This window comes from Billgrantia antri (genome assembly GCF_017868935.1).
GTDB lineage: Bacteria > Pseudomonadota > Gammaproteobacteria > Pseudomonadales > Halomonadaceae > Halomonas > Halomonas antri.
Window position 1 is genome coordinate 4,320,438 of record NZ_CP053383.1, and the last position, 24,281, is coordinate 4,344,718.

Sequence of the window (24,281 nt, forward strand, 5' to 3'; positions counted from 1 at the left end):
GAAGCCATCCGGAGGGCGGATGGCCAAGAGGATAGGGCTTCGTTCAGGGAATCGCGCCCAGGGAAGGGGCGCAAGAGAAATATGACACACTACCGACATAATGTACAATAACTGCATAAGAAGTTATCGCCATTCGTCCCTGCCGCTCTGACGCCCTATCATTAGCGGGACGGAATACATACCATTTCCCGCCCGACACGCCCGAGACGGAGGTCACGCGTGAAAGCACACCGGTTTCTCCCCTGGCTGTTCGGCTGGCTGATATTGGCCCTGCTGGTCGCCGCACCAGCCCAGGCCCAGCCTGCCGACAGTGATGCCGCTCCCGCCCCGGAGGCCCTTGCCGAACTGCTCGAGAACGAGCAGACCCGGCAACAATTGATCGACCACTTGCGCCGTCAGGCCACCGACCCTGAACTGAGCGCCGAAACCAGCCAGGCAGAGGAGGCGATATCGCTGCCCAGGCAGCTGGCCGGCATGACCAGCCGCGTCGTCAGCGACATCGGCGGCGAGGTCCGCAACCTGTTCGACATCATGGCGGGACTGTTCAGCACCCAAGCCGATACCCCCGCCCTGGACTGGAGCGATTTCACCACGGCCGTGATCAACCTGGGACTGGTGATCCTGGCGACCTTCATTCTGTTTCTGGGCTTTCGCCAAGTGTCACGCCCGCTCTTCTCGCGACTGAGCCAGTGGTCGCGGCAGGAGAGTGGGCTCAATCCGACCATACGCCTGGTGCTGTGCGTTGCCGTCGCGGCGCTGATCGACGCGCTGGTGGTCGGGCTGGCCTACGTGGGCGGCAATCTCATCGCTACCTTCGCCGTGGGCGAGAGCGGCGAGCTGTCGACCCGCGCCTCGCTGTTCCTCAACGCCTTTCTGATTATCGAACTGATCAAGGCGGCGCTGCGCATGCTGTTCTCGTCGCGCTACGAGGGGCTCAGGCTGCTGCCCATCTCGGCCGGTGAGGCCTCCTACTGGAATCGCTGGTTGGCGCGGCTGGTCGGCTTGATCGGCTACGGCCTGCTGGTGGTGGCGCCACTGGTCAGCGTCTATCTGGCGCCCACGCTAGGCCAGGGTATCGGTGCGCTGATCATGTTCATTGCCTTCTTCTACGCCGTCGCGGTGGTACTGAAGAACCGCATCCGCATTCGCGGCGAACTCAACGCCATGGCGGCCCGCTCCGACTTCACCGCGACCCGGATTTCGCTGCAGCTGTTCGCCCGCACCTGGCACTTGTTTGCCCTCGCCTATTTCCTGGTGGTGCTGGTCCTGACTCTGACACGTCCCGCGGACGCGCTGCCCTTCGTGCTCTTCGCCACGCTCAAGACCGTGATCGTGGTGGTGATCGGCATGCTGCTGTCGAGCCTGCTGACCCAGACCATCGGACGGCGCATTCGTCTCTCCGACGACCTTCGCCGCAAGCTGCCGCTGCTCGAGCCGCGGCTCAACAGCTACGTGCCCAACGCGCTTCGCGTCATCCGCAGCGTGATTCTGGTCGCGGTCGTGCTGCTGGTGCTCAACGCCTGGGGCGCCTTCGACCTGGCCGCCTGGTACGCCTCCGAGGCAGGTCGCGGACTGATCGGCAAGCTGATCAGCGTGGCCGTGATCCTGCTAGTCGCCATCGGCGTGTGGCTGGCGCTGGCCAGCCTGATCGAGCACAAGCTCAACCCCGAGACCGGCAAGGGCGAGCCCGACGCTCGTGCCAAGACGCTGCTGTCGCTATTCCGCAATGCCCTGGCCATTGCCCTGATCACCATGACCGGGATGATCGTGCTGTCCGAGATAGGCATCAATATCGGCCCGCTGATCGCCGGTGCCGGCGTGCTCGGCCTGGCTATCGGCTTCGGCGCCCAGAAGCTGGTGCAGGACATCATCACCGGCGTCTTCATCCAAGTGGAGAACGCCATGAACACCGGCGACGTGGTCACGGTGGGCGGCATCACCGGCACCGCCGAGCGGCTCAGCATCCGTTCGGTGGGCATTCGTGACCTCCAAGGGGCTTACCACATCGTGCCCTTCTCCAGCGTCGATACCGTGTCCAATTACATGCGCGAGTTCGGCTATCACGTCGGCGAGTACGGCATTGCCTATCGCGAGAGCATCGACGAGGCGATCGTCGCCCTGCGCGAGGCCTTCGACGAGCTGGCTGCCGACGATGAACACAAGATGAATATCCTCGCCCCGCTGGAGGTGGCCGGCGTCATCGCGCTGGCCGACAGCTCGGTGAACATTCGCGTGCGTATCAAGACCACCCCGGGCACCCAGTGGGGCGTGGGGCGCGCCTACAACCGCCTGGTCAAGCTGCACTTCGACGCCAAGGGCATCGAGATTCCCTTCCCCCACACCACGCTCTACTTCGGCGTGGGCAAGGAGGCCGAGGCGCCGCCGGCCAACGTGCGCCTGATGCGGCAGAATTTCGATATCGACGGCCGCCCCGGCGGCCAGCCCCGCTCCGGCGAGAGCAGCCGCGAAGGCGAGGACGATCCGCGTGCGAAGCCCAACCCCGAGTTCAAGAGCGACTACGACGAGCGCGATTGAGCCCTAAGCGCCTCGAGCGCTCATGTACCTCATGACACGCCTCCCACCCCACGGTGGGAGGCGTTGTCGTTGCGCCGCGGATAACCGCCAGGAAGAATCTCGCGACGTGCCTATACTGTCCCTGGGCCCTGGCGAAGCGTTATCTGCATGCCGCCAGCCGGGCCACCATGCTTCGAAGGAGTTCAAGGGATGGGACTACCATGACAAGCAAACCGCAAGGCACCGCCTACGGCGCCTGGTTGCTGCTCGCGATATCGGCCATTGCGCTGATTCTCGCGGCAGTCGCCACCTTCAATGAAGGCAATGGCATTGCCTACACGCCGGGCACCTACCTGGTACTGATCTCCACCGCATTGATGCTGCTCGGGTCGTTGCTGCTGGCGCTTGCGCGCAGCATGCCACGCTGGCTGGGCGGGCTGCTCACTTTCCTGCTGCTGCTCGACCTGCTGGGCACGGGCCTGGCGGCCTATCTGCTGCAGGCCGAGTGGCTGCTCGGCGCCGTGGGGGTCGGTCTCGCGGCATGGCTCATCCATGTGGTGGCCGACCCCGCATCGGGCAAGCGCACCCCGTCCATGACGCAACGCCAGGAGGCCGCTTCATGACACGCCAGGACATCATCGCCACCTTCGCCTCGCTGCTGCTGGCGGGCTCCATCGGCTACGCACAGGCACAGGAGGATTCCTCTAGCGGCGAGGGGGGCGGTCAGCCACAGGGAATCACCGAGACCCAGGACGACGAGTCCGAACGGGGCGCCAGCGGCGACGAAGCGTCAACAGGCCAGGATGGCGGCGAAGACTCCGCGGTCACCCCGACCGGTCCCGGCGGGCGTGTCGAGACGGGCCCCGCCGGACAGCCCCCGCGCGACGACGGCCAATCCGAGCCGCCGCGCCAGGGCCCGGACGCCTGGATGGAGTCGCCCGACAGCTGGGCAACCTTCAATGGCGACCTGCGTGCCCAGAAATATTCGCCGGCCGAACAGATCACGCCGGAGAATGTCGGCGAGCTGGAGCCGGCCTGGGAATACCATACCGGCGACGTCGCGGATGGCAGCGACGAGGTGCCCATGTCGGTATGGTCGGCAACCCCGCTGTTCGTCAACGATACCCTTTATCTGGGCACGCCCTTCTACCGCATCATCGCCCTGGACCCGGGCAGCGGCGAGGAGAAGTGGACCTTCGACCCCGAGGCGCCGCTGGAAGCGCTGACCCAGCCCAACATGAAAGGCCGCGGCGTGGCCTACTGGGAGGCCGACGAGCCGCAGCCAGGCGAGGCCTGCCAGAAGATCGTCTATATCGGCACCATGGACGCCAAGCTCTACGGCGTCGATGCCGACACGGGAGCCCCCTGTGCCGACTTCGGCGACAATGGCATGGTCGACGTCAACCAGTGGAACACCGTCAACGACAAGTGGCCGCTGTCGCTGTTCCAGCCGCCCACGGTATACAACGACACGCTGTTCCTCGGCTGGGCCGGCAAGGACTGGACCGACGCCGTCGCGCCGCCGGGAACGGTCTTCGCCCTCGACGCACGCACCGGTGAACGCAGGTGGACCTTTCATGCCTTGCCCGAGGAGGTAGTCGAGCGAACCGGCACGGCCAATGTCTGGGCGTCGATGTCGCTGGATCCCGAAACCGGGCTGCTCTACATCCCGATCAGCTCGCCGAGCCCCAACTACTACGGCGGCGAGCGCACCGAGGAGCTGCCCCTGGCGACCTCGGTCACGGCGCTCGACACCGAGACCGGCGAGGTGGTGTGGAGCCGCCAGCTCGTGCATCACGATATCTGGGACTACGATACCGTCGCCCCGCCCACGCTGGTCGACATCCAGAAGGATGGCGAGACGGTTCCCGCCCTGGTGCAGCCGTCCAAGCAGGGCTTCCTCTTCGTGCTGAACCGGGAGACCGGCGAGCCCGTGTACCCGATCGACGAGCGCGAGGTGCCGGCCTCGGACGCCGAAGGCGAGCAAGCCTCCCCGACCCAACCCTTCGTCGACGTTCCCGAGCCGGTTACCCCGGATGAGTGGCCGGGGATCTCGAAGCTCGCCGACATCGTGAGCCTGGGCGAGTGCAGCCGCAAGGCCGAGGGGCTGCGCTACGAGGGCCGTTTCACGCCGCCCAGCGTCGAGGGCACGCTCACCTATCCGCCCACCACGGGCGGCTCGCAGTGGGGCGGCGGCGCCGTCGACCCGGAGACGGGCATATTCGTGATCAATTCCAACAGCGTGGTGCAGATCTATCGACTCATCCCACGCGACGAATACCAGCAGTTGGAGCAGTCGGGCGAGACGGGCGGTTACTACGCCCAGGGCGACACGGCCTACGGCTTCCAGCTCGAGACGTTCCTCAACTGGGCGGGCATGCCGTGCTGGAAACCGCCCTACGGCACTCTCGCCGCCTACGACCTCACTACCGGCGAGCGGTTGTGGAACGAGCCGTTCGGTCAGGTGCAGAAGCATGGCTTCTACATGCCCGAATCATGGGGATCGGTCACCATCGGTGCGCCGGTGATCACCCGTTCGGGATTGATCTTTATCGGCGCCTCGATGGACTCACGCGTGCGTGCGCTCGACCTGAAGAGCGGTGAGGTGCTGTGGAAGCACCTGGTGGATGCTCCCGCCGTCTCGATGCCGGCGGTCTACACCTACGAGGGCAAGCAGTACGTCACCTTCGCGGTGGGCGGCAACTCCATTCTGCTACCCAAGGTCAGCGATCAGGTGATCTCCTTCGCCCTACCCGACTGAACCGGTCGGCAGGGCTCCGGGAGCCCACGACGAAGGGGCGCCTGGCGGCGCCCCTTCGTCGTCTTGCAGGCGGGTGACGGCGGGTCAACCGGCCTTCTTCTCCTTTGCTTCGCCCTTTTCGGGCTGGACGGCCGGTTCGGCCGGCTGTGGTAGCGAGGGCAGCGACTTGTCGAGCAATTCGACGCTCTGACGATAGTAGAGCTGGCTCTTGTTGTGCTCGCCCAGGTTGGCGTAGAGCCGTGCCAGCTCGGCGCACACCACGCCGCTGGGGCGCTGGCGCTGGCTCGCCTCGAAGTACTCCTGCGCCTTGCCCCAGTAGGCATTGCGCAGCGCCAGGCGACCCAGGGTGAGCAGCAGGTCAGGATCGTTGGGGCGCTCCTGCAGCCATTTCTCGGCATGCACCAGCTGGCGTGCGGGGTCGACGTCGAGCAGCCCGTAGCGCAGCACCAGGCGGCTGTCCCAATGCTCCTTGAGCGAGTGGCGCAGCAGTCGCTCGGCGATTCCCTCCTCGTTGCCACGCACCAGGGCTTCGGTATAGAGCACCACCAGCTCGACGTTGCCACGCAGTGCATCCGGCATGTCGGCCCACAGGTTGCGGATGCGCTCGACGTTGCCCGGATCGCGCGCCTCGTGAACCAGCAGCTCCTTGTAGGCGCGCAGCTCCAGTTGGGTGCGCTCCTGCGGAGCGATCAGCTGACGCGCCGCTAGCCGCGGCATCAGCCGGCGCAGGCCGTCCCAGTCGTTGACGCTGAGATAGGCCTGCTTGAGCTGCTTGAGCACCTGGGGGTGATTGGGCATCTGACGGTCGAGACGGGTCAGGATGGCCAGGGCCTCCTCGTACTGCTGGCGATCCAGCATCAGCTGAACCTGCATCAGCCCGACGGCGCTATCGGCCCCCTCGGTAGAGAGATGGGCTCGCTTGAGCAGCGTGTCGGCCTGCTCGTAGCGACCCTGATAGTGAGCCGCCAAGGCAGCGGAGAGGTAGTTGACCAACGGCGTGCTGGAGTCGTCGGCCGCCTTGACCAGTGACTTCTCGGCACGCTTCCAGCGGCCTTCGGCCAGCGCCACCAGCCCGCGTACGGTACGCTTCATGGCGTTGCGGTGACGGGTGCGACGGTTCCACACCTTGAGCCGGCTGACAGGGTGACGCAGGCGCATCAGCACCCGCAGGGCGAAGTGCAGGACCAGGAATACCGCCAGCAGCAGCACCAGGCCGAACCAGAAAGAGGTCTGGTAGGAGGTATCCCCGACCCTCACCAGCCAGTAGCCGGGTAGCGAGACCATCAGCTGGCCGAACAGGGCGCCCAGCGCCAGGCCGAGGAGGACGATCAGCAGCAGTTTTCTCATGCCTCGTCCCCTCCCTCATCGCGCGAACCGAAGCGGCGCTCGATGAATTCCTGCAGCGCCTCGTGGGAGCCGCTGATGTCGGGCAGTTCGGGCTGGATCGCCTCGCCCTTGAGCTCCTGAAGACGCTCGACGACGGCCTGAACCTCGCTGCTCTCGGTGTCGTAGTAGTTCTCGACCAGCGTCAGCGCCTTGTCGAGGCTGGCCTCGTACAGCGCCTGTTCCTCTTCGAGCAGCGCCAGCTGGGCCTGTTCCAGCACCAGGCGTGCGCTCTGGCGCAGGTAGGATTCCTGTTCCGGCGCAATCAGCCCTTCGAGCGCTTCGTCATGGTGGCGGATGACGATCAGGTCCTTGAGTTCCTGGCCGAAACGCGACAGCTGATCCTGCCAGCCGCCGCTAGGCGCCTCCTCGATGCCGGAGCGCGCCGGAATCTCCTCCAGCTCGCGCGACAGCGGCAGCTGTGCCAGGCGCTCCTGAACCGAGTTCAGAGCCAGATACAGGCCGGTACGGTCGACCTCCGGCACGCCGGCGAGGATCGACAGCTCGGAGGCAATGGCGCGGCGTACCGAGAGCAGCGCCGGGTTGTCGGCTTCTGCCAGTCGCTCGTCGGCGGTACGCAGCAGCGCCGCGGCGCCTTCCACATCGCCCTCCAGCTGCAGGCGCTGGCTGGCGAGCCGCAGCAGATAGGCGGCCTCGGCGTGCAGCCACTCGCCTGCATCCGGCTCTTGCTCGCGCGAGAGCTCCTCGAGCACCTGGTCGAGCGCCGCGTCGACCTCGCTGCGGTAGCTGGCGAACTCACCCTGCATGGCCTCGATCGCCTGGGTCAGTTCGGCATCGCGCTGCCGTTCGCCGCTCTCGAGCTGCTCACGCAGGCCGGCGACTTCGTCGGCTGAAGCGGCACTGCCGGCGCGCTCCTCAAGCTCTGCCAGGCGCTGCTGCTGGGTGTCGAGGCGCCCCCAGGTATTCCACGCGAACAGGCCCGCGCCGATGCCGAGGAACAGCACCAGGATCAGGGCCAGCACGCCGGCGGCTCGGCTGCCGCCCTTGCCGGCACCACCGCCGGTCGAGCTCGGCGTACCGCCGCCACCGGCCGGAGCCGCCTTGGCGGTATCGCCGCCGGGCTTGTCACTGGCCGGCGTCTTGCCGGAGGCGGCCGGCTTGGCATCGCCCCCCTTGCCGCCGGTCGGGGCGGGTTTGGCATTTTCCGGCTTTGCGGCGCCGGGCTTGTCACTGTCGGCAGGCTTGCCGCTGGCCTTGTCCGACGACGGCGTAGCAGCCGTCGACTTGTCAGCGGCCGAAGTAGAAGAAACCGGTGTGGCGCTCTTGCCCTGGCTCGCGGGCGCATCATCGGCGGGGGGTGTCGGCGGCTTCTCGCCTGCCTTACCTGCCGCGGACGGCGACGATGAGCTACCGCGCTGGGGGCGACTCTTATCGCCGCCGCTGCCGGGCTTGCCCTTGGCACCGGCCTCTTGACCCTTGTCGTCCTGGTCCTTGGCAGAAGGCGCCTTCTGTTCGTCCTGCTCGTTGGTCTGCTTGCTCATCTGTCGCTAGCCCTTTTCGAGATCATCTTGATCGACATCAGCATCCTCCTGGTTACAGGCCGCGGCCACCGCGCCGGCAAGCGCCGCCGGCGTGGCCCCCGGTGCCACCACGGGAGTGCGAAACCCCAAGTCGTCGGCCAGTGTAGCCAACCGGCGACTGGACACGATTAGCGGTTGGCTCAAGGTAGCCCTGGTGCTCCATCTTGCCAGATGTTCGAGGATTTCTCCGCTACTCACTACCAGCGCACGGTACTCGCCTCGTGCGAGGCGCTCGCGCAAGGCAGCGGGCGGCGACTCGAGGCGCCTGCGATAGAGCGCCAGCCGGGTGACCCGTGCGCCGCGCGCCGCCAGAGTCTCGGCCAGCAGCGTCCGGCCGCCCTCGCCGGCTACCAGCAGTACGCGCTGGCCGTCGAGGGCGCGCAGCGAGGCAAGCTCGAGCAGCGCCTCGCTGGTGTCCTCGCCGGCCGCGGCCGGCGGCAGGTGCACCCTGGCGCCGAATCGCGCGTGCAAGGCTTCGGCGGTGGCCGCCCCTACCGCGTACCAGGCCGTCCCCAGCGGCAGCTGCGGCCAATAGCGGTCCAGGGCCCGGTAGAGACACTCGGCGGCGAAGGGGCTGACCACCACCACCTTGTGGAAATGGTCGAAATCTAGCCACGCCTGACGCATGGCCGGGGTCTCCGGCAGCGCCTCCAGCGTCATGGCCTCGAGATTCGCCACCGGGAAGCCAGCGGCCTCGATGGCGGCCGCCAACGCAGCCGCCCGCTCGCCCGGCCGGCAAATCAGCACGGGAAGCCCGGCCGCCATTCAGGCGCCGTAGACCTGTGCCAGAATCTCGCCGGCACCCTGTTCCAACAGGTCTTCCGCCACCCTTATGCCGAGCGCCTCCGGCTCGTGGATCGAGCCGCGCCCCTCGGCGCGCAGCACCTCGGTACCTTCGGGGTTGCCCACCAGTGCGCGCAGCCACAGCGTCTGGCCGTCCTCCTCGAACACGGCATAGCCCCCGATGGGCACCTGGCAACCGCCCTCGAGGCGGGTATTCATGGCGCGCTCGGCGCGCACCCGGGTCGCCGTGATGGGGTCGTCCAGCGGTGCCAGCAGGGCGATCAGCTCGGGATCGTGGATGCGGCACTCGATGCCCAGCGCGCCCTGGCCACAAGCCGGCAGGCACACCTCGGGGGGCAACTCCTGGGCGATGCGTTCGCCGAGCCCGAGACGCTTGAGCCCGGAAGTGGCCAGGATGATGGCGTCGAACTCGTCGGCGTCGAGCTTGGCCAGGCGCGTCTGGACGTTGCCGCGCAGGGTGAGGATCTCCAGGTCGGGACGCTGCTCGCGCATCTGCAGGCCGCGGCGCAGGCTCGAGGTGCCGATGCGTGCCCCTTCTGGCAGCTCGTCGAGCGTGCCGAAGCGGTTGGAGACGAAGGCGTCGGTGGGCTCGGCACCGGCGAAGATCACCGACAGCCCGAGCCCCTCCGGGAAGTGCATGGGCACGTCCTTCATCGAGTGCACGGCGATATCGGCGCGCCCGTCGAGGATGGCCTCCTCCAGCTCCTTGACGAACAGCCCCTTGCCGCCGATCTTCGCCAGCGGCGTATCGAGAATCTTGTCGCCACGGGTGGAGAGCGCGACCAGTTCCACCTCGAGCCCCGGATGCTCGGCCATCAGCAGGTCGCGAACGTGTTCGGCCTGCCACATGGCCAGCAGGCTCTTACGGGTGGCAATGCGCAGCGTAGTGTTGGATCGCACGTGGTTCTCCCATGCAGCGGGCCTGAACGGCCTCGGCTCAGCTGTCGTTGCCGCGCCATTATCGGTCACGGTCGGTAGACGGTCATTGACGTTCATCATAAAGCACCGGGCGAAGCAGGAAAAATTGGCCCTCTCGTCGCTTGCTGCGCCCCTCGCCACTCGCGCCGACTCTGGTACACTGCAAGACCTGACCTACGCCGCCGCACGCGGCTTCCCGAGAACGCCACAGCATGCAACACGCAGGATGCCCACGCCGATGAGCTCTAGTTCCCCAACCCCCGGCACCAACCAGTCCTGGGGCGGCCGCTTCAGCGAGCCCACCGATGCCTTCGTCGAACGCTTCACCGCTTCGGTCGACTTCGATCAGCGCCTCGCCCTGCAGGACATCCAGGGCTCCATCGCGCATGCCACCATGCTGGCCCGGGTGGGTGTACTGACCGACGTAGAGCGCGATGCCATCGTCACGGGGCTGACCGAGATCCGCGGCGAGATCGAGCGCGGCGAGTTCCAATGGTCGGTGAAGCTCGAGGACGTGCACATGAACATCGAGGCACGCCTGACCGAAAAGATCGGCATCACCGGCAAGAAGCTGCACACCGGCCGCTCGCGCAACGACCAGGTGGCCACCGACATCCGCCTGTTCCTGCGCGACGAGATCGACGTGGTCGAGGCCGAGCTCAAGCGCCTGCGCGAAGGCTTGATCGAGCTCGCCGAACGCGAAGCCGACACCATCATGCCCGGCTTCACCCACCTGCAGACCGCCCAGCCGGTGACCTTCGGCCACCACCTGCTGGCCTGGCAGGAGATGCTCGCCCGCGATCACGAGCGGCTGCTCGACTGTCGCAAGCGGGTCAACGTCATGCCGCTGGGTGCCGCGGCGCTGGCCGGCACCACCTATCCCATCGACCGCCATGTCACCGCCGAGCTGCTGGGCTTCGAACGCCCCGCCGAGAACTCGCTCGACGCGGTGAGCGATCGCGACTTCGCCATCGAGTTCACCAGCTTCGCCAGCATCCTGCTGATGCACCTGTCGCGCATGAGCGAGGAGCTGGTGCTGTGGACCAGCGCCCAGTTCGATTTCATCGACCTGCCCGACCGCTTCTGCACCGGCAGCTCGATCATGCCGCAGAAGAAGAATCCCGACGTGCCCGAGCTGGTGCGCGGCAAGACCGGGCGTGTCTACGGCCACCTGATGGGCCTGCTGACGCTGATGAAGTCGCAGCCGCTGGCCTACAACAAGGACAACCAGGAGGACAAGGAGCCACTGTTCGATACCCTCGACACGGTGCGCGACTGCCTCAAGGCGTTCGCCGACATGGTGCCGGCCATCGAGGCGCGCAAGGAGAGCATGTACGAAGCGGCCCGTCGCGGTTTCTCCACCGCCACCGATCTGGCCGACTACCTGGTGCGCCGCGGCGTGGCCTTCCGCGACGCCCACGAGATCGTCGGCCAGTCCGTGGCCTTCGGCCTGCGCGAGAAGAAGGATCTCTCCGAGATGAGCCTCGACGAGCTGCGTCAGTTCTCCGACGTCATAGAAGCCGACGTCTTCGAAGTGCTGACCCTGGAGGGCTCGGTGGCGGCACGCAACCATATCGGCGGCACCGCGCCGGACCAGGTGCGCGCCGCCGCGCAGCGGGCCCGCGATGCGCTGGCGGCCCTGGGCCGCTAACCATGCGCGCGGCGAGAAGCAGCAAGGTGCGCACGCCAGCCCTGATGGCCCTGACGCTCGCGCTGTTGGCAGGCTGCGGCCAGAAGGGGCCGCTCTACCTGCCCGGCGACGAGGCCGCCGAGGAGCGCTACGGCAACCCTGCGGTACAAGGTGACGAGCAGAAAGACGCCGACGACGAGGACACGGACTGAATCATGGATCACTTCGAATATCGCGACGGCGTGCTCTACGGCGAGGAAGTACCGCTGTCGCGGGTGGCCGAGGAAGTCGGCACGCCCTGCTACGTCTACTCCAAGGCCACCCTGGCGCGGCACTTCCGTGCCTATACCGAGGCGCTGGGCAGTCATCCCCACCTGATCTGCTATGCGGTCAAGGCCAATTCCAACCTGGCGGTGCTGGGTCTGCTGGCGCGCATGGGGGCTGGCTTCGACATCGTCTCACAGGGCGAACTCGAGCGCGTGCTCGCCGCCGGCGGCGATCCGGCCAAGGTGGTGTTCTCCGGCGTGGCCAAGCAGGAGTGCGAGATGGCCCGGGCGCTCGAGGTCGGCATCAAGTGCTTCAACGTCGAGTCGCGTCCCGAGCTCGAGCGCCTGAGCGCCGTGGCCGAGCGCCTCGGCCAGGTGGCGCCGGTATCGCTGCGGGTCAACCCCGACGTCGACGCCGGCACCCACCCCTACATCTCCACCGGGCTCAAGGACAACAAGTTCGGCATCCCGGTGGACGAGGCGCTAGGCGTCTATGAGCTGGCCGCCCGCCTGCCGGGGGTGAAGGTAGTGGGCCTGGACTGTCACATCGGCTCGCAGTTGACCGAGCTCGCCCCCTTCCTCGACGCCCTCGACCGCCTGCTAGTGCTGCTCGAGCGCCTGCGCGAGCGCGGCATCACCGTGGAACACCTGGACCTCGGCGGCGGGCTCGGCGTGCCCTACCGCGGCGAGCGCCCGCCGCAGCCCTTCGACTACGCCGCCTCGCTGCTCGAACGCCTGGCCCGCTGGGAGCACGGCGCCGGCCTGACCCTGCTGTTCGAGCCGGGCCGTTCGATCGCCGCCAACGCCGGCGTGCTGCTGACCCGGGTCGAGTACCTCAAGCCCGGCGAGACCAAGAATTTCGCCATCGTCGACGCCGGCATGAACGACCTGATCCGGCCCTCGCTCTATCAGGCCTGGCAGGCGATCATCCCGGTGGATACCCGGCCCGTGCGCGAGCGCGCCACCTACGACGTGGTCGGTCCGGTCTGCGAGACCGGCGACTTCCTGGGCAAGGAGCGCGAACTCGCCATCGCTGCCGGCGACCTGCTGGCGGTGCGCTCTGCCGGCGCCTACGGTTTCGTCATGGCCTCAAACTACAACAGCCGGCCACGCCCCGCCGAGGTGATGGTCGACGGCGACGCCTTCCACGTGGTGCGTCGCCGCGAGAGCATGGCCTCGCTGTGGGCCGGCGAGTCGCTATTGCCCGAGACGACGGCGGACGCGAGCGGAGAGAAGCGCTGATGCTGCTGCACTTCACCAAGATGCATGGCCTGGGCAACGATTTCATGGTGGTCGATCTGGTCACCCAGCGCGCTCGGCTGCGCGACGAGCAGATCCGCCGGCTCGCTGACCGCCGCTTCGGCGTGGGCTTCGACCAACTGCTGCTCGTCGAGCCGCCGCGCAGCCCCGAGATGGATTTTCGTTATCGCATCTTCAACGCCGACGGCAGCGAGGTGGAGAACTGCGGCAACGGTGCGCGCTGCTTCGCCCGCTTCGTGCGCGATCAGCGTCTGACCCACAAGCGCGAGATTCACGTGGAGACCGCCGGCGGCCCTCTGACGCTGATCGTGCAGGAGGACGGACAGGTGACGGTGGACATGGGCAGCCCGCGCTTTGCGCCGACGGCACTGCCCTTCGATGCCGCCGAGGACCGCCCGTTACACCGGCTCGAGGTTGACGGCGAGACGCTGGAGATCGGCGCCGTCTCGATGGGCAACCCGCACGCGGTACTGCGCGTGGATAGCGTCGACACCGCGCCGGTCGAGCGCCTCGGCCCGGCCATCGAGGCTCATCCACGCTTTCCGCGGCGGGTGAACGTCGGCTTCATGCAGGTGGTCTCGCCCCACGAGATCCGCCTGCGCGTCTTCGAACGCGGCAGCGGCGAGACCCTGGCCTGCGGCACCGGTGCCTGCGCCGCGGTAGCCAGCGGCATGCGCCAGGGTCTGCTGGAAACGCCCGTCACGGTCCACCTGCGCGGCGGCGACCTGCGCATCGACTGGCCCGGTGGCGATGCACCACTGCTCATGACCGGCCCTGCCGAACGCGTCTTCGAGGGACGCGTCGCCCTGGCCTGACTTGCCGGGCCCACCCGAACCGAAGGAGGCAAGCATGACCCGAGCCGTCCCCGAACCGCGCAAGACCCTCGATCCGGACCGGGTGGCCGAATGGCTGGCCCGTCATCCGGATTTCTTCGTCGGTCGCGAGGGGCTGCTGCAGCAGCTCAAGGTGCCTCATCCCGAGGCCCATGGCACCACCTCGCTGCTCGAGCGTCTGGTCTACGATCTGCGCCGCCGTGCCGAGCAGGCCGAGTGGCGGCTGGAGCAGCTGCTGGAATCGGCACGTCACAACGAGGTGCAGTACCGCCGCACCCGTGAACTGGTGCTGGCACTGCTGGAGGCCGAGGATGCCGACGCCCTGGGCCAGGCGCTGGCCACGCAGATGAGCGAGCACTTCCAGATCCCCGCCGTGGCGCTGTGGTGCCCGTCCCAGCTCACCGACCACGAGCCGCTGCCGCCACAGCCACCGCGGCACGTGCTCGACGAGCATGCCGGCGTGCGCCTGGCGGCGCTGCTCGACGGCCGGACCAGCCGTTGCACCCGGCTCACGCCCACCGACTGGGGGCGCCTGCTGCCGCACACGCGGCCGCCGCGACAGGCCGGCTCCTGCGCCCTGACCCGGCTGACCCTGGGCGAGCCGATGGGCTACCTGGTCATGGCAAGCCCCGATCCGGACCATTTCCGCGCCAGCATGGATACGTTGTTCACCGAGTACCTCGGCGACGTCCTGGCGCGACTGCTGCTGCGCCATGCCCCGGCCCCCCATGGCTGCCCTACGTCGCATGGCTGACAGCCCACTGCGCCAGCAGCTGGCAGCGTGCCTGGAGACGCTGGCGCGCACCTCCAGCCCGGCCACGCTGCACGCCTACCGGCGCGACCTCGAGGCGCTGCTGGCCTTCCTGGAAGAGCGCAAGATCGAGGATGGCGCCGGGCTGGACATCGGCCTGGTGCGCCGTTTTCTCGGCGCCGAGCGCAGTCGCGGCCTCGCTCCGCGCAGCCTGGCACGGCGCCGTGCGGCGATTTCACACTTCGCCAACTTCCTGGTGAAGCACGGCGTGCTCGAGCACAATCCCGCCGAGCTGGTACCCACGCCGCGCCAGGGCGCCCACCTGCCCAAGCCGCTGGACGTGGACCAGCTCGCGCGACTGCTCGATACGCCTCACGACGGCTCGCCGCTGGCGCTGCGCGACCAGGCGATGCTCGAGCTGTTCTACTCCAGCGGCCTGCGCCTGGCGGAGCTCGCCGGCCTCGACCTTGGCGACCTGGAGCCGCGCCGCGTACGGGTGCTCGGCAAGGGCGGCAAGCCGCGCCAGGTACCGGTGGGACGCAGCGCCCGACGCGCGCTCGACGCCTGGCTGGCCTGCCGCGCGAGGCTGGCGGCGCCGGAAGTGACAGCACTGTTCGTCGGCGCCCGCGGCGGGCGGCTCGGACATCGCGCTATCCAGAAGCGGCTGACCGAGGTGGCCCGCCGCCGCGGCCTGCCCGAGCATCTCCACCCGCATCGCCTGCGCCACTCCTTCGCCAGCCACCTGCTGGAATCGAGCCAGGACCTGCGCGCGGTACAGGAGCTGCTGGGGCACGCCAACCTCTCGACCACCCAGGTCTACACCAAGCTCGACTGGCAACACCTAGCGGCGAGCTACGATGCGGCCCACCCACGCGCCCGCCGGCGCAGCGACGAAACACGCGATGCATGACCATGACTGACCCCTTGCCGCTCCAGGCCATCACCTTCGACCTCGACGACACCCTGTGGGACAACCATGGCGTCATGGTCGCCACCGAGACCGGCCACTACGCCTGGCTCGACCGCGAGCTCGCCGGCTGGCTGCAGGCGCACGGGCGTTCCACCTCGCCACGCTTCGGCGAGTGCTTTCCGCTGGAGAGCTTCGAGCTGCGCCGTCGCGCGCTGGCCCACGCGCACCCCCTGCATCGCGGCCACTTCACCTGGCTGCGCGAACGGGCGCTCACGGAAATGCTGGGGGAGTACGGCCTTGAGCCGGCCACGGCGGAGCAATGGGCGAGGGCGGCGATGGCGCGCTTCATGGAGCTGCGCCACCGGGTCGAGCCGCACCCCGAGGTGGAACCGCTGCTGACCGGGCTGGGCCGGCACTATCGCCTGGCCAGCATCACCAACGGCAACGTGGATATTCAGCGCCTGGCGCTCGGCCGGCACTTCCCGGTGGCCATCGCCGCGGGCGAGATCTTTGCTCCCAAGCCCGACCCGCGCCCCTTCCTGGCGGCGCTGGCGCGACTGGGGGCGTCGCCGGCCCGTGCCCTGCACGTGGGCGACTCCTGGCGCGAGGACGTCGAGCCGGCCCGGCGCCTGGGCATGCAGGTGGCCTGGATCTCGCCTCACGTGGACGACACGCCGATGCCACCCGGCATCCATCGCCTCGATCACGTGCGCGAGCTGCCCGCGCTGCTGCGCCGGCTGGGCCAGCCAGCGCCGGAGTGGGAGCTTCGCTAGGCGGGTTCGGGATCGGCCAGCCAGGCGTCGAGGCGGGCACAGGCCTCGTCGACCCCCTCGCGCTTGAGTGACGAGAACAGCTGTACCGTCACCAGATCCTCCCACTCGCGCAGGCGACTGCGAACCTGCTGCAGGGCGCTCTTGGCCGCCCCAGACTTCAGCTTGTCGGCCTTGGTGAGCAGGATGTGCACCGGCATGTCCTGGTCGTCGGCCCAGCCCAGCAGGGTCTGGTCGAACTCGGTCAACGGATGGCGCACGTCCATCACCAGCACCAGGCCGCGCAGGGCACGGCGACCGCGCAGATAGTCGGCCAGATGGCGCTGCCACTCGCGCTTGACCGCTTCGGGCACCTTGGCATAGCCGTAGCCGGGCAGGTCGACCAGCCGCCGGCTGGTGTCATCGCCCAGAGCGAAGAAATTGATCAATTGGGTGCGCCCCGGGGTGCGCGAGGTACGTGCCAGCGCCTTCTGCCGGGTCAGGGTATTGATCGCACTGGATTTTCCAGCATTCGAGCGACCAGCGAAGGCGACCTCGGCACCGTCGTCGGGCGGGCACTGGGCAAGCGTGGGCGCGCTGGTCAGAAAGCGCGCACTCTGATAATTCATTCGGGTCATGGCCTCAACGTTCTGCCGATAAAGTCGCAGTGGACACCGTCGGTACCCACCCTGCATTTCCGATGCCGGCCTGTTTCGTTATAATGCGGTGTCTTTTTTCTGCGACCTGGGCGCGCTAGTGTAACATCGTGCTCTTGCCGGCAGCGACCAACCGAGTGTCGCCGCGGCAGCAGGGCAAGGCCGGCCTGGTATCCGCAAGGCGGGGCAGCTCCCAGGAATGCGTACCGGTATAATCCATAACGGCATAGTGAATCAGCGATGAGAAAGTTACTGGCAAGCCTGGCAATAACCCTCGGCGCCGTTGGCGTCGCTCACGCCGACCTGGAAGCAGACGCCGACGCTGCCGCTGGTCGCGAAAAAGCCCAGAGCTGTGCGGCCTGCCATGGCCAGAACGGCATTAGCTCCGCGCCCTCCTTCCCGCACCTCGCCGGTCAGCAGGCGAGCTATCTGGCCAAGCAGATCATGGATATCCGCGACGGCAGACGGCTGGTGCCCGAGATGGCCGGGCAGGTCGACGATTTCTCCGACCAGGATGCCTGGGACGTCGCCGCCTACTTCGCCACGCAGGACGCCAACATCGGTCAGGCCGATCCGGCGGAGGAAGCGCTGCTGCGGGGGCAGGAACTCTACCGCGCCGGCGATGCGGCCAAGGGAATTCCGGCCTGTGCGGCCTGCCACGGACCCAGTGGCGCCGGTATCCATACCGCCGTCTATCCGGCCCTCTCCGGCCAGTTCCCTCAGTACATCGTCACCACGTTGCAGGATTTCGCCGCCGGCGAGCGCAGCAACGATCCCAACGGCATGATGGGCGATATCGCCGCCAAGATGAGCGATACCGACATGGAAGCCGTGGCCAACTACATCCACGGCCTGCACTGAGCGTCGCATCACGGACCTCGCCGGCTCCGGCCGGCACGGAAGGCGGCCCCTGGCCGCCTTCGCCGTCTTGACCCGACGACGTGGTTCGGAACCGTCAGCGGCATCGGCGCTCAAAGTGAACGACGCAACCGTCAAGCGGGTCCTATCGCCGCCTATCGGCGTATTTCACAGGAGTTCCAGTTCTATGTTCAAGCCCTTGCGCATCCTCCAGTCAGCCGTTTTCGCTGTGGCCGGCCTGAGCCTGGCAACACTGGCCAGCGCCGACAATCTGGTCGAGGGACAGCACTACGAGAAGCTGCCCGAGCCCATCGAGACCCGCGCCGGGGAGGACCAGGTCGAGGTGACCGAAGTGTTCTGGTACGGCTGCCCGCACTGCTACAACCTGGAGGAGCCGCTCAACGCCTGGGTCGCCGAGCAGCCCGACGACGTCGCGTTCAACCGCATGCCGGCGACCATGGGTGGCGACTGGAACACGCATGCAGTGATGTTCTATGCCGCCGAGGAGCTGGGCATTCTCGAGCAAGCCCATGACGACTTGTTCCACGCCATCCACGAGGAAGGGGAGCGTCTCAACGATACCGACAGCATTGCCCGCTTCTTCAGCCAGTACGATGTCAGCGAAGAGGAGGCACGCCAGGCGTTGGACGCCTTCGGCGTCAAGGCCCAGGTCAACAAGGCCCACGCACGCATGCGCACCATGCGCCTGATGGGCGTCCCGGCGCTGGTCGTCGACGGCCGCTACCTGGTCACCCCGAGCAGCGCCGGCAGCCTCGAGAACATGCCGCAGGTTGCCGGTGCACTGGTCGAGCGCGTGCGCCAGGAGCGCACGAACTGAGCGTGTCTGCCGAGCGCTCTCACCTGGTCGATGCCAGGACCCCGACCCTGGAGGGTGGGCATCTCAAGCTGCTCACCTTCAACATGCAGGTGGGCATCCAGACGTCGGCCTACCATCATTACCTGACGCGCAGCTGGCAGCACCTGTTGCCGCATCCCCAGCGGGTGCGGCGACTGGACATGGTCAGCAACGTGCTGAGCCGCTTCGACATCGTCGGGCTGCAAGAGGTCGACGGCGGCAGCTTTCGCTCCAGTCACGTCAACCAGATCGAGTACCTGGCCACGCGGGGCGGCTTTCCGCACCACTACCAGCAGCTCAACCGCAACCTGGGACGCTTCGCCCAGCACAGCAACGGTCTGCTGTCACGGCTCGCCCCAACCCGGGTAGAGGAGCATCGCCTTCCCGGCACCCTGCCGGGGCGCGGCGCCATCCACGCCCGCTACGGCGACGGCCCGGACGCGCTGCACCTGTTCGTCGCCCACCTGGCGTTGAGCCACCGCGGCCGGGTACGCCAGTTGGATTACCTGAGCGAGATCATCCAGCCGCTGCAGCACGTGGTGGTGATGGGCGATCTCAACTGCACGCCGGATCAATTGCATTCGCATACGCGCTTCTGCGCCTCGCTGCCGCTGCATCCGGTGCGCCCGCTGCTCAGCTACCCTTCGTGGCAGCCGCGCCGCGCGCTCGACCACATCCTGATCTCCAGTTCGCTCAAGGCTCAGGACGTGCGTGTGCTCGACCACCTGTTCTCCGATCATCTGCCCATCGCCATCGATGTGGCACTGCCGCCCCGCTGTCTGGCGCTGCTCAAGGAGCTGCGCAAACGCCAGCAGCGCGAGCCAGGGCGTTGAGGCATGAGGATGACGCACGCTGCGTAATCAGCGATGATGCGTCCCCTGATATTGCTTCGACACGAGACTTCCACCATGCAAACCGCAAACCGTGATCCGGTCCTGCTCGCATGGCTCGACGGCTTTACCGAGGTCGTGGGCCGCTCCATCGCCTGGCTGGTGATCCTCATGATGGCGGTACAGTTCGCCATCGTGGTGATGCGCTATGTCTTCGGCCTCCACAGCATCGCCATGCAGGAGTCGGTCATGTACATGCATGCCATGGTGTTCATGCTGGGGGCGGCCTGGACGCTGCGTCACGATGGCCACGTCCGCGTCGACATCTTCTATCGCAAGCTCTCCGCCCGCGGCCGGGCGTGGATCGACCTGCTGGGCACGCTGTTCCTGCTGTTCCCGGTGACGCTGTTCATCGCTTATTCGAGCCTCGGCTACGTGAAGAGCAGCTGGGCGATTCTCGAGCGTTCGCCGGACGGCGGCATCCCCGGTGTCTTCCTGCTCAAGTCACTGATCCTGGTCATGATGCTACTGCTCATGCTGCAGGGCGTGGCGCAGGTGATGCGCCAGGTGCTGATCCTGCGCGGCAAGGCCCCAGGCAACACGCCCGACCACGACGAGGGGATCTGACGTGGAAGTCCTGTTCGAGTTCATGCCGCTGTTCCTGTTCCTCACCGTCTGTGCCGTGCTGATGCTGGGCTATCCGGTCGCCCTGGCGCTGGCCGGTACCGCGCTGATCTTCGCCGGCCTCGGCCACCTGCTGCTGCAGATGGGCATGCCGGTGCCGTTTGAGGCAAGCATGCTGGGCGCCATGCCCAACCGCCTGTACGGCATCATGACCAACCAGACACTGCTGGCGGTACCGCTGTTCGTGTTGATGGGGGTGCTGCTGGAAAAGTCGCGCGTCGCCGAGACCCTGCTCGACGCCATGGCAATGCTGTTCGGTTCGCTGCGCGGCGGACTGGGTATCTCGGTGATCCTGGTCGGCATGCTGCTGGCCGCCTCGACCGGCATCGTCGGCGCCACCGTGGTCACCATGGGCCTGCTGTCGCTGCCGACGATGCTCAAGCGCGGCTACTCGCCGTCGCTCGCCACCGGCACCATCTGCGCCACCGGCACCCTGGGCCAGATCATTCCGCCCTCCATCGCCCTGGTGCTGCTGGGTGACGTGCTCTCCAATGCCTATCAGCAAGCGCAGCTCGCCATGGGCGTGTGGAGTCCCAAGACGGTCTCGGTGGGCGACCTGTTCGTCGGCGCCCTGATACCGGGCCTGCTGCTGGTAGTGGCCTATATTCTCTACCTGCTGGCCGTGGCCTGGTGGAAGCCGGAGAGCGCCCCGCCGGCCGACCGCGAGGCGCTCAAGCAGGAGCTCGGTCACCGCGGCAGCCTGTGGCCGCTGCTGATCAAGGGTCTGATTCCCCCCGTGCTGCTGATCGTCGCCGTGCTGGGCTCGATCCTGGGCGGCTTCGCCACTCCCACCGAGGCCTCGGCGGTGGGCGCCACGGGCGCCCTGCTACTGGCGCTGGCCAACCGCCGCTTGAACCTGGCCATGCTGCGCGAGGTGGTCCAGTCCACGGCCCAGGTCACCAGCATGGTGTTCCTGATCCTGATCGGCGCGGCGCTGTTCTCGCTGGTATTCCGCGCCTACGGCGGCGAGGAGCTGGTCAAGCATCTGTTCGAGTCGCTGCCCGGCGGCGTGGTCGGCGCGACCCTGGTGGTGATGCTGGTGATCTTCCTGCTCGGTTTCATTCTCGACTTCATCGAGATCACCTTCGTGGTGGTGCCGATCGTCGGGCCGGTGCTGCTGATGATGGGCCTCGATCCGATCTGGCTCGGCATCATGATCGCGGTGAACCTGCAGACCTCGTTCCTGACGCCACCATTCGGCTTCGCCCTTTTCTACCTGCGCGGTGTGACGCCGGACTCGGTGCCGACTTCCGCCATCTACCGCGGCGTGATCCCGTTCATCCTGCTGCAGCTCGGCATGCTGGCGGCGCTGGCGCTGTTCCCGGGACTGGCCACCTGGCTGCCTTCCCTTCTATAGGTCAGTCACATAGCGGCGCCAGCCACGCCTGGGCCAGAGCCAGCACCACGGCGTAGCGTGTCCCCTTGGCCAGGGTGATCAGCAGCACTGCGCGCCACCAGGGCAGGCGAAAGACGCCGGCGAGCACGGTGAGCGGGTCGCCGATGAGCGGCGCCCAGCTCGCCAGCAGGCTCCACTCGCCGAAGCGGTGATACCAGCGCTCAGCGCGGGCCAGGCCCTCGCGCGAGGCGGGGAACCAGCGGCGGTCCTGGAAGCGGCGCGCGTAGCGCCCCAGCCAGACGTTGACCAGGCTGCCCAGGGTATTGCCGCAGGTGGCCACCAGCCACAGCCCCAGCAGCGGCTGGCCCAGGCACCACTGCCGCGCCAGCCAGACTTCCGAACCGCCAGGCAGCAACGTAGCACTGGCGAAGGCCACCAGGAACAGACTCAGCATTCAGCGCCTCCCATACCCATCCGTTTGCAGGAAGAGACGCCATGACCCACGATCGCCTCATTCCCAACGTTCTCACCATCGCCGGCTCCGACCCAAGCGGCGGCGCCGGCATCCAGGCCGATCTCAAGACCTTTTCGGCATTGGGCGCTTATGGTACCAGCGTCATCACCGCGCTGACCGCGCAGAACACCTGCGGCGTACGCGGGGTGCATCCAGTATCGGTGGAGTTCATTCGCCTGCAGCTCGACACCCTGCTCGACGACGTGGCTGTCGATGCGGTGAAGATCGGCATGGTGGCGAGCCGCGAAGTCGCCGAGACCATCCGCGACGCCCTGCAATCGCGGCGCCCCCGCTGGATCGTGCTCGATCCGGTGATGGTGGCCAAGAGCGGCGACGTGCTGGTCGACGATGCCGGCATCGCCGCGGTACGTGAGGTATTGGTCCCGCTGGCCGACCTGATTACCCCCAACCTGCCCGAAGCCGCAGTACTGCTGGGCATCGACGCACCCAGCAGCCGCGATGAGATGCTCGCCATGACACCCGACCTGACGACGCTGGGAGCCGGTGCCGTTCTGCTCAAGGGCGGTCACTTGCGCGACGAGAGCTGCCCCGACCTGCTGATCGGCCACGGCACACCGCACTGGGTCGAAGGTCCCCGGATCGACACCGCCAACCTGCACGGCACCGGCTGCTCGCTCTCCTCGGCCATCACTGCGCGCCTGGCGCAGGACGATTCGCTACCGCAGGCGATCGCGACGGCCAAGCAGTGGCTCGAGGCGGCGCTGACGGAGAGCTGGCGCCTTGACGTCGGCCGGGGCCGCGGCCCGGTGCATCACTTCCACCGCTGGTGGTAGTGACACGGTGCTTGCGCCTTGGTCGAGTGCCGCCCATGCTGAAGTCTGGCCTGTCAGGCTCATCCGCCACGGAGAGACGTCATGACCCAGACCCTGCTGTTTGCCTGCGACCTATCGGCCGAGAATCGCGCTGCCTTCGCCCGGGCCATACGCCTGGCCATCGAGAACGGTGCGCGCCTGGATGTCATTCATGTCCTCGACCCCTTCCTGCCGCGAAGGGTACTGCACGATCTGGAAGAGGCCGTGGTGGCCGACATGCAGGCTATCCTGACGGACGTGCGCGAGGACTATGCATTACCGGAACCGAGCGTGATGCTGCAGACGGTGGCCGGCGCCACCTATGCCGAAATCATCCGTGAGGCACACGACCGCGAGGTGGACATGATCGTGCTGGGCTCCCACCGCAAGCGTGGCCAGCCCGATCTGGTCGCCGGTACCACCCTGGCACGGGTACTGCGCAGCGCTCCCTGCCCGGTGCTGTCGGTCTCCCAGCCGGCCAATCGCGACTGGCAGGAGATCCTGGTGCCGGTGGATTTCTCGCTGGCCAGCCGCAATACCCTGCGTGCGGCACTCAAGCGCTTTCCCGAAGCCCGCCTCACCTTGCTGCATGCCTGGGATATTCCCGGCGAACGCGAGCTGGGCTCCGACAGCGACTACGCGCGCTGGCGCGACCGCGAAGTGGAACGCCTGCGCTGCCAGATCGAGCGCGAGACCGACCAGCTGATGGGCGAACTCGACAGCGTGCCGGAGGTGGAGCTGGTGCTCGAACAGGGCGAACCGCTGGAAGTGCTGCTGACCCAGCTGCGGCGCCAGCAGCCCGACCTGCTGGCGCTGAGCAGCCGCGGCCAGCTGGGCCGTCAGAGCCCTGTCACCGAGGCGCTGCTCGCCGAGCCGCACTGCGACATCATGCTGTGCAGGGCTTGGTAGCGTCTGCCCTTCGTCCCGGCGCATGATACCCTTCGGCGAGTTGACGACCGAAGGAGACTCGCCGCATGAAGGCCCTGATACAGCGCGTGCGCCGCGCCAGCGTCACGGTGGATGAACGTAGGGTGGGCGCCATCGATCACGGCCTGCTGGCCCTGGTGGGGGTAGAAAAGGGCGATGACGAGGCCACCGCCGAGCGGCTGCTGCACAAGCTGCTACGCTACCGGGTATTCAGCGACGCGGCAGGCAAGATGAACCTCGACCTGCAGCAGGTCGAAGGCGGGCTGTTGCTGGTATCGCAGTTCACCCTGGCCGCCGACACCCGCAAGGGGCTGCGGCCGAGCTTTTCCAGCGCCGCACCGCCGGCAGAGGGCGAGCGGCTGTTCCACTACCTGCTCGAACGCGCCCGGGCGGCCTGGCCCCGGGTCGAGAGCGGTGAGTTCGCCGCCGACATGCAGGTCGAACTGGTCAACGACGGGCCGGTAACGTTTCTGCTGGAGAGCTGAAAC

At 67.4% G+C, this 24,281-nt stretch carries 23 protein-coding genes and 1 pseudogene; 18 read left to right on the plus strand and 6 right to left on the minus strand.

Features of this window, described 5'->3' with window-relative positions; all coding sequences use genetic code 11:
* The first annotated feature begins 219 nt into the window (after nt 1-219).
* The 3 genes from ybiO (at nt 220) to HNO53_RS20160 (ending at nt 5,275) form a co-directional block, all read left to right on the plus strand.
* Complete coding sequence (gene ybiO, locus HNO53_RS20150; RefSeq protein ID WP_209474658.1) at nt 220-2,535, plus strand: mechanosensitive channel protein; 2,316 nt, start codon at nt 220-222, stop codon at nt 2,533-2,535.
* Nucleotides 2,536-2,735: 200 nt separating this feature from the next.
* A complete protein-coding gene (locus HNO53_RS20155) occupies nt 2,736-3,137 on the plus strand; it encodes a hypothetical protein (RefSeq protein WP_209474660.1) in 402 nt (133 codons plus the stop codon).
* Nucleotides 3,134-5,275 carry an outer membrane protein assembly factor BamB family protein gene (locus HNO53_RS20160; RefSeq protein ID WP_209474662.1) on the plus strand — a complete coding sequence of 714 codons (2,142 nt, stop codon included), beginning with the start codon at nt 3,134-3,136 and terminating at the stop codon, nt 5,273-5,275. The genes HNO53_RS20155 and HNO53_RS20160 overlap by 4 nt, the downstream gene beginning before the upstream one ends.
* An 84-nt stretch (nt 5,276-5,359) precedes the next feature.
* Here HNO53_RS20160 and HNO53_RS20165 read toward each other — a convergent pair whose 3' ends face one another.
* The 4 genes from HNO53_RS20165 to hemC are packed head-to-tail and all read right to left on the minus strand — an operon-like array spanning nt 5,360 to nt 9,903.
* Nucleotides 5,360-6,622, minus strand: coding sequence for a heme biosynthesis HemY N-terminal domain-containing protein (locus HNO53_RS20165; protein ID WP_209474664.1), 1,263 nt, complete (start codon nt 6,620-6,622; stop codon nt 5,360-5,362).
* Nucleotides 6,619-8,160 carry a uroporphyrinogen-III C-methyltransferase gene (locus HNO53_RS20170; RefSeq protein ID WP_209474666.1) on the minus strand — a complete coding sequence of 514 codons (1,542 nt, stop codon included), beginning with the start codon at nt 8,158-8,160 and terminating at the stop codon, nt 6,619-6,621. The genes HNO53_RS20165 and HNO53_RS20170 overlap by 4 nt, the downstream gene beginning before the upstream one ends.
* A gap of 6 nt (nt 8,161-8,166) precedes the next feature.
* Nucleotides 8,167-8,964: a uroporphyrinogen-III synthase gene (locus tag HNO53_RS20175; protein ID WP_209474668.1), complete on the minus strand. Its 798-nt coding sequence runs from the start codon at nt 8,962-8,964 to the stop codon at nt 8,167-8,169.
* Entirely contained in the window at nt 8,965-9,903 is a 939-nt protein-coding gene (hemC, locus tag HNO53_RS20180; RefSeq protein WP_209474670.1) for a hydroxymethylbilane synthase, read from the minus strand. It lies immediately after the preceding gene.
* A gap of 256 nt (nt 9,904-10,159) precedes the next feature.
* Between hemC and argH the strand changes: the two genes are divergently transcribed.
* From argH to HNO53_RS20215, 7 genes and pseudogenes are all read left to right on the plus strand, one after another.
* On the plus strand, nt 10,160-11,572 hold the full coding sequence (argH, locus tag HNO53_RS20185; RefSeq protein ID WP_209474672.1) for an argininosuccinate lyase: 1,413 nt from the start codon (nt 10,160-10,162) through the stop codon (nt 11,570-11,572).
* Between the two features lie 26 nt (nt 11,573-11,598).
* Nucleotides 11,599-11,706 (plus strand): annotated as a pseudogene (gene lptM, locus HNO53_RS21530) (LPS translocon maturation chaperone LptM); the annotation flags it as partial.
* 60 nt (nt 11,707-11,766) lie between these two features.
* Nucleotides 11,767-13,059, plus strand: coding sequence for a diaminopimelate decarboxylase (gene lysA / locus HNO53_RS20195; RefSeq protein WP_209474674.1), 1,293 nt, complete (start codon nt 11,767-11,769; stop codon nt 13,057-13,059).
* Entirely contained in the window at nt 13,059-13,892 is an 834-nt protein-coding gene (gene dapF / locus HNO53_RS20200) for a diaminopimelate epimerase (RefSeq protein ID WP_209474676.1), read from the plus strand. Before lysA ends, dapF begins: the two co-directional genes overlap by 1 nt.
* 34 nt (nt 13,893-13,926) lie before the next feature.
* Nucleotides 13,927-14,664 carry a DUF484 family protein gene (locus HNO53_RS20205; protein ID WP_209474678.1) on the plus strand — a complete coding sequence of 246 codons (738 nt, stop codon included), beginning with the start codon at nt 13,927-13,929 and terminating at the stop codon, nt 14,662-14,664.
* On the plus strand, nt 14,657-15,571 hold the full coding sequence (locus HNO53_RS20210; protein WP_209474680.1) for a tyrosine recombinase XerC: 915 nt from the start codon (nt 14,657-14,659) through the stop codon (nt 15,569-15,571). Before HNO53_RS20205 ends, HNO53_RS20210 begins: the two co-directional genes overlap by 8 nt.
* Entirely contained in the window at nt 15,568-16,344 is a 777-nt protein-coding gene (locus HNO53_RS20215; protein ID WP_209474682.1) for an HAD family hydrolase, read from the plus strand. The genes HNO53_RS20210 and HNO53_RS20215 overlap by 4 nt, the downstream gene beginning before the upstream one ends.
* Here HNO53_RS20215 and yihA read toward each other — a convergent pair.
* The gene (gene yihA / locus HNO53_RS20220) at nt 16,341-16,958 is read right to left on the minus strand and encodes a ribosome biogenesis GTP-binding protein YihA/YsxC (protein WP_209474684.1); all 618 of its coding nucleotides are present in this window, start codon (nt 16,956-16,958) and stop codon (nt 16,341-16,343) included. The two genes, HNO53_RS20215 and yihA, sit on opposite strands and share 4 nt — an antisense overlap.
* A gap of 258 nt (nt 16,959-17,216) precedes the next feature.
* Here yihA and HNO53_RS20225 point away from each other — a divergent pair, with 258 nt between their 5' ends.
* The 5 genes from HNO53_RS20225 (at nt 17,217) to HNO53_RS20245 (ending at nt 21,561) form a co-directional block, all read left to right on the plus strand.
* On the plus strand, nt 17,217-17,837 hold the full coding sequence (locus tag HNO53_RS20225; RefSeq protein ID WP_209474686.1) for a c-type cytochrome: 621 nt from the start codon (nt 17,217-17,219) through the stop codon (nt 17,835-17,837).
* A gap of 184 nt (nt 17,838-18,021) precedes the next feature.
* Entirely contained in the window at nt 18,022-18,672 is a 651-nt protein-coding gene (locus HNO53_RS20230; RefSeq protein ID WP_209474688.1) for a thiol:disulfide interchange protein DsbA/DsbL, read from the plus strand.
* 83 nt (nt 18,673-18,755) lie between these two features.
* Complete coding sequence (locus tag HNO53_RS20235; protein WP_209478736.1) at nt 18,756-19,523, plus strand: endonuclease/exonuclease/phosphatase family protein; 768 nt, start codon at nt 18,756-18,758, stop codon at nt 19,521-19,523.
* Nucleotides 19,524-19,598: 75 nt separating this feature from the next.
* Nucleotides 19,599-20,147 carry a TRAP transporter small permease subunit gene (locus HNO53_RS20240; RefSeq protein ID WP_209474690.1) on the plus strand — a complete coding sequence of 183 codons (549 nt, stop codon included), beginning with the start codon at nt 19,599-19,601 and terminating at the stop codon, nt 20,145-20,147.
* A 10-nt stretch (nt 20,148-20,157) separates the two neighbouring features.
* Nucleotides 20,158-21,561, plus strand: coding sequence for a TRAP transporter large permease (locus HNO53_RS20245; RefSeq protein ID WP_209478737.1), 1,404 nt, complete (start codon nt 20,158-20,160; stop codon nt 21,559-21,561).
* Between the two features lies 1 nt (nt 21,562).
* Here the strand turns inward: HNO53_RS20245 and HNO53_RS20250 are convergent, their stop codons facing one another.
* A complete protein-coding gene (locus HNO53_RS20250; protein WP_209474692.1) occupies nt 21,563-21,994 on the minus strand; it encodes a YqaA family protein in 432 nt (143 codons plus the stop codon).
* Nucleotides 21,995-22,035: 41 nt separating this feature from the next.
* On the opposite strand from HNO53_RS20250, the gene thiD reads away from it, so the two are divergent.
* From thiD to dtd, 3 genes are all read left to right on the plus strand, one after another.
* Nucleotides 22,036-22,848 (plus strand): bifunctional hydroxymethylpyrimidine kinase/phosphomethylpyrimidine kinase, encoded by an 813-nt coding sequence (gene thiD / locus HNO53_RS20255; protein WP_209474694.1) that lies wholly within the window; start codon nt 22,036-22,038, stop codon nt 22,846-22,848.
* An 81-nt stretch (nt 22,849-22,929) separates the two neighbouring features.
* Nucleotides 22,930-23,775: a universal stress protein gene (locus HNO53_RS20260; protein WP_209474696.1), complete on the plus strand. Its 846-nt coding sequence runs from the start codon at nt 22,930-22,932 to the stop codon at nt 23,773-23,775.
* A 65-nt stretch (nt 23,776-23,840) separates the two neighbouring features.
* Nucleotides 23,841-24,278 carry a D-aminoacyl-tRNA deacylase gene (dtd, locus tag HNO53_RS20265; RefSeq protein ID WP_209474698.1) on the plus strand — a complete coding sequence of 146 codons (438 nt, stop codon included), beginning with the start codon at nt 23,841-23,843 and terminating at the stop codon, nt 24,276-24,278.
* The last annotated feature ends 3 nt before the right edge of the window (nt 24,279-24,281 follow it).

What these genes read in the sequence shown, in the direction of transcription:
- HNO53_RS20155 (WP_209474660.1), top strand. Translation starts at nt 2,736, where the DNA reads ATGACAAGCAAACCGCAAGGCACCGCCTACGGCGCCTGGTTGCTGCTC.
- HNO53_RS20160 (WP_209474662.1), top strand. Translation starts at nt 3,134, where the DNA reads ATGACACGCCAGGACATCATCGCCACCTTCGCCTCGCTGCTGCTGGCG.
- HNO53_RS20165 (WP_209474664.1), bottom strand. Translation starts at nt 6,622, where the DNA reads ATGAGAAAACTGCTGCTGATCGTCCTCCTCGGCCTGGCGCTGGGCGCC.
- HNO53_RS20170 (WP_209474666.1), bottom strand. Translation starts at nt 8,160, where the DNA reads ATGAGCAAGCAGACCAACGAGCAGGACGAACAGAAGGCGCCTTCTGCC.
- HNO53_RS20175 (WP_209474668.1), bottom strand. Translation starts at nt 8,964, where the DNA reads ATGGCGGCCGGGCTTCCCGTGCTGATTTGCCGGCCGGGCGAGCGGGCG.
- argH (WP_209474672.1), top strand. Translation starts at nt 10,160, where the DNA reads ATGAGCTCTAGTTCCCCAACCCCCGGCACCAACCAGTCCTGGGGCGGC.
- lysA (WP_209474674.1), top strand. Translation starts at nt 11,767, where the DNA reads ATGGATCACTTCGAATATCGCGACGGCGTGCTCTACGGCGAGGAAGTA.
- dapF (WP_209474676.1), top strand. Translation starts at nt 13,059, where the DNA reads ATGCTGCTGCACTTCACCAAGATGCATGGCCTGGGCAACGATTTCATG.
- HNO53_RS20205 (WP_209474678.1), top strand. Translation starts at nt 13,927, where the DNA reads ATGACCCGAGCCGTCCCCGAACCGCGCAAGACCCTCGATCCGGACCGG.
- HNO53_RS20210 (WP_209474680.1), top strand. Translation starts at nt 14,657, where the DNA reads ATGGCTGACAGCCCACTGCGCCAGCAGCTGGCAGCGTGCCTGGAGACG.
- HNO53_RS20215 (WP_209474682.1), top strand. Translation starts at nt 15,568, where the DNA reads ATGACCATGACTGACCCCTTGCCGCTCCAGGCCATCACCTTCGACCTC.
- yihA (WP_209474684.1), bottom strand. Translation starts at nt 16,958, where the DNA reads ATGACCCGAATGAATTATCAGAGTGCGCGCTTTCTGACCAGCGCGCCC.
- HNO53_RS20225 (WP_209474686.1), top strand. Translation starts at nt 17,217, where the DNA reads ATGAGAAAGTTACTGGCAAGCCTGGCAATAACCCTCGGCGCCGTTGGC.
- HNO53_RS20230 (WP_209474688.1), top strand. Translation starts at nt 18,022, where the DNA reads ATGTTCAAGCCCTTGCGCATCCTCCAGTCAGCCGTTTTCGCTGTGGCC.
- HNO53_RS20235 (WP_209478736.1), top strand. Translation starts at nt 18,756, where the DNA reads ATGCAGGTGGGCATCCAGACGTCGGCCTACCATCATTACCTGACGCGC.
- HNO53_RS20240 (WP_209474690.1), top strand. Translation starts at nt 19,599, where the DNA reads ATGCAAACCGCAAACCGTGATCCGGTCCTGCTCGCATGGCTCGACGGC.
- HNO53_RS20250 (WP_209474692.1), bottom strand. Translation starts at nt 21,994, where the DNA reads ATGCTGAGTCTGTTCCTGGTGGCCTTCGCCAGTGCTACGTTGCTGCCT.
- thiD (WP_209474694.1), top strand. Translation starts at nt 22,036, where the DNA reads ATGACCCACGATCGCCTCATTCCCAACGTTCTCACCATCGCCGGCTCC.
- HNO53_RS20260 (WP_209474696.1), top strand. Translation starts at nt 22,930, where the DNA reads ATGACCCAGACCCTGCTGTTTGCCTGCGACCTATCGGCCGAGAATCGC.
- dtd (WP_209474698.1), top strand. Translation starts at nt 23,841, where the DNA reads ATGAAGGCCCTGATACAGCGCGTGCGCCGCGCCAGCGTCACGGTGGAT.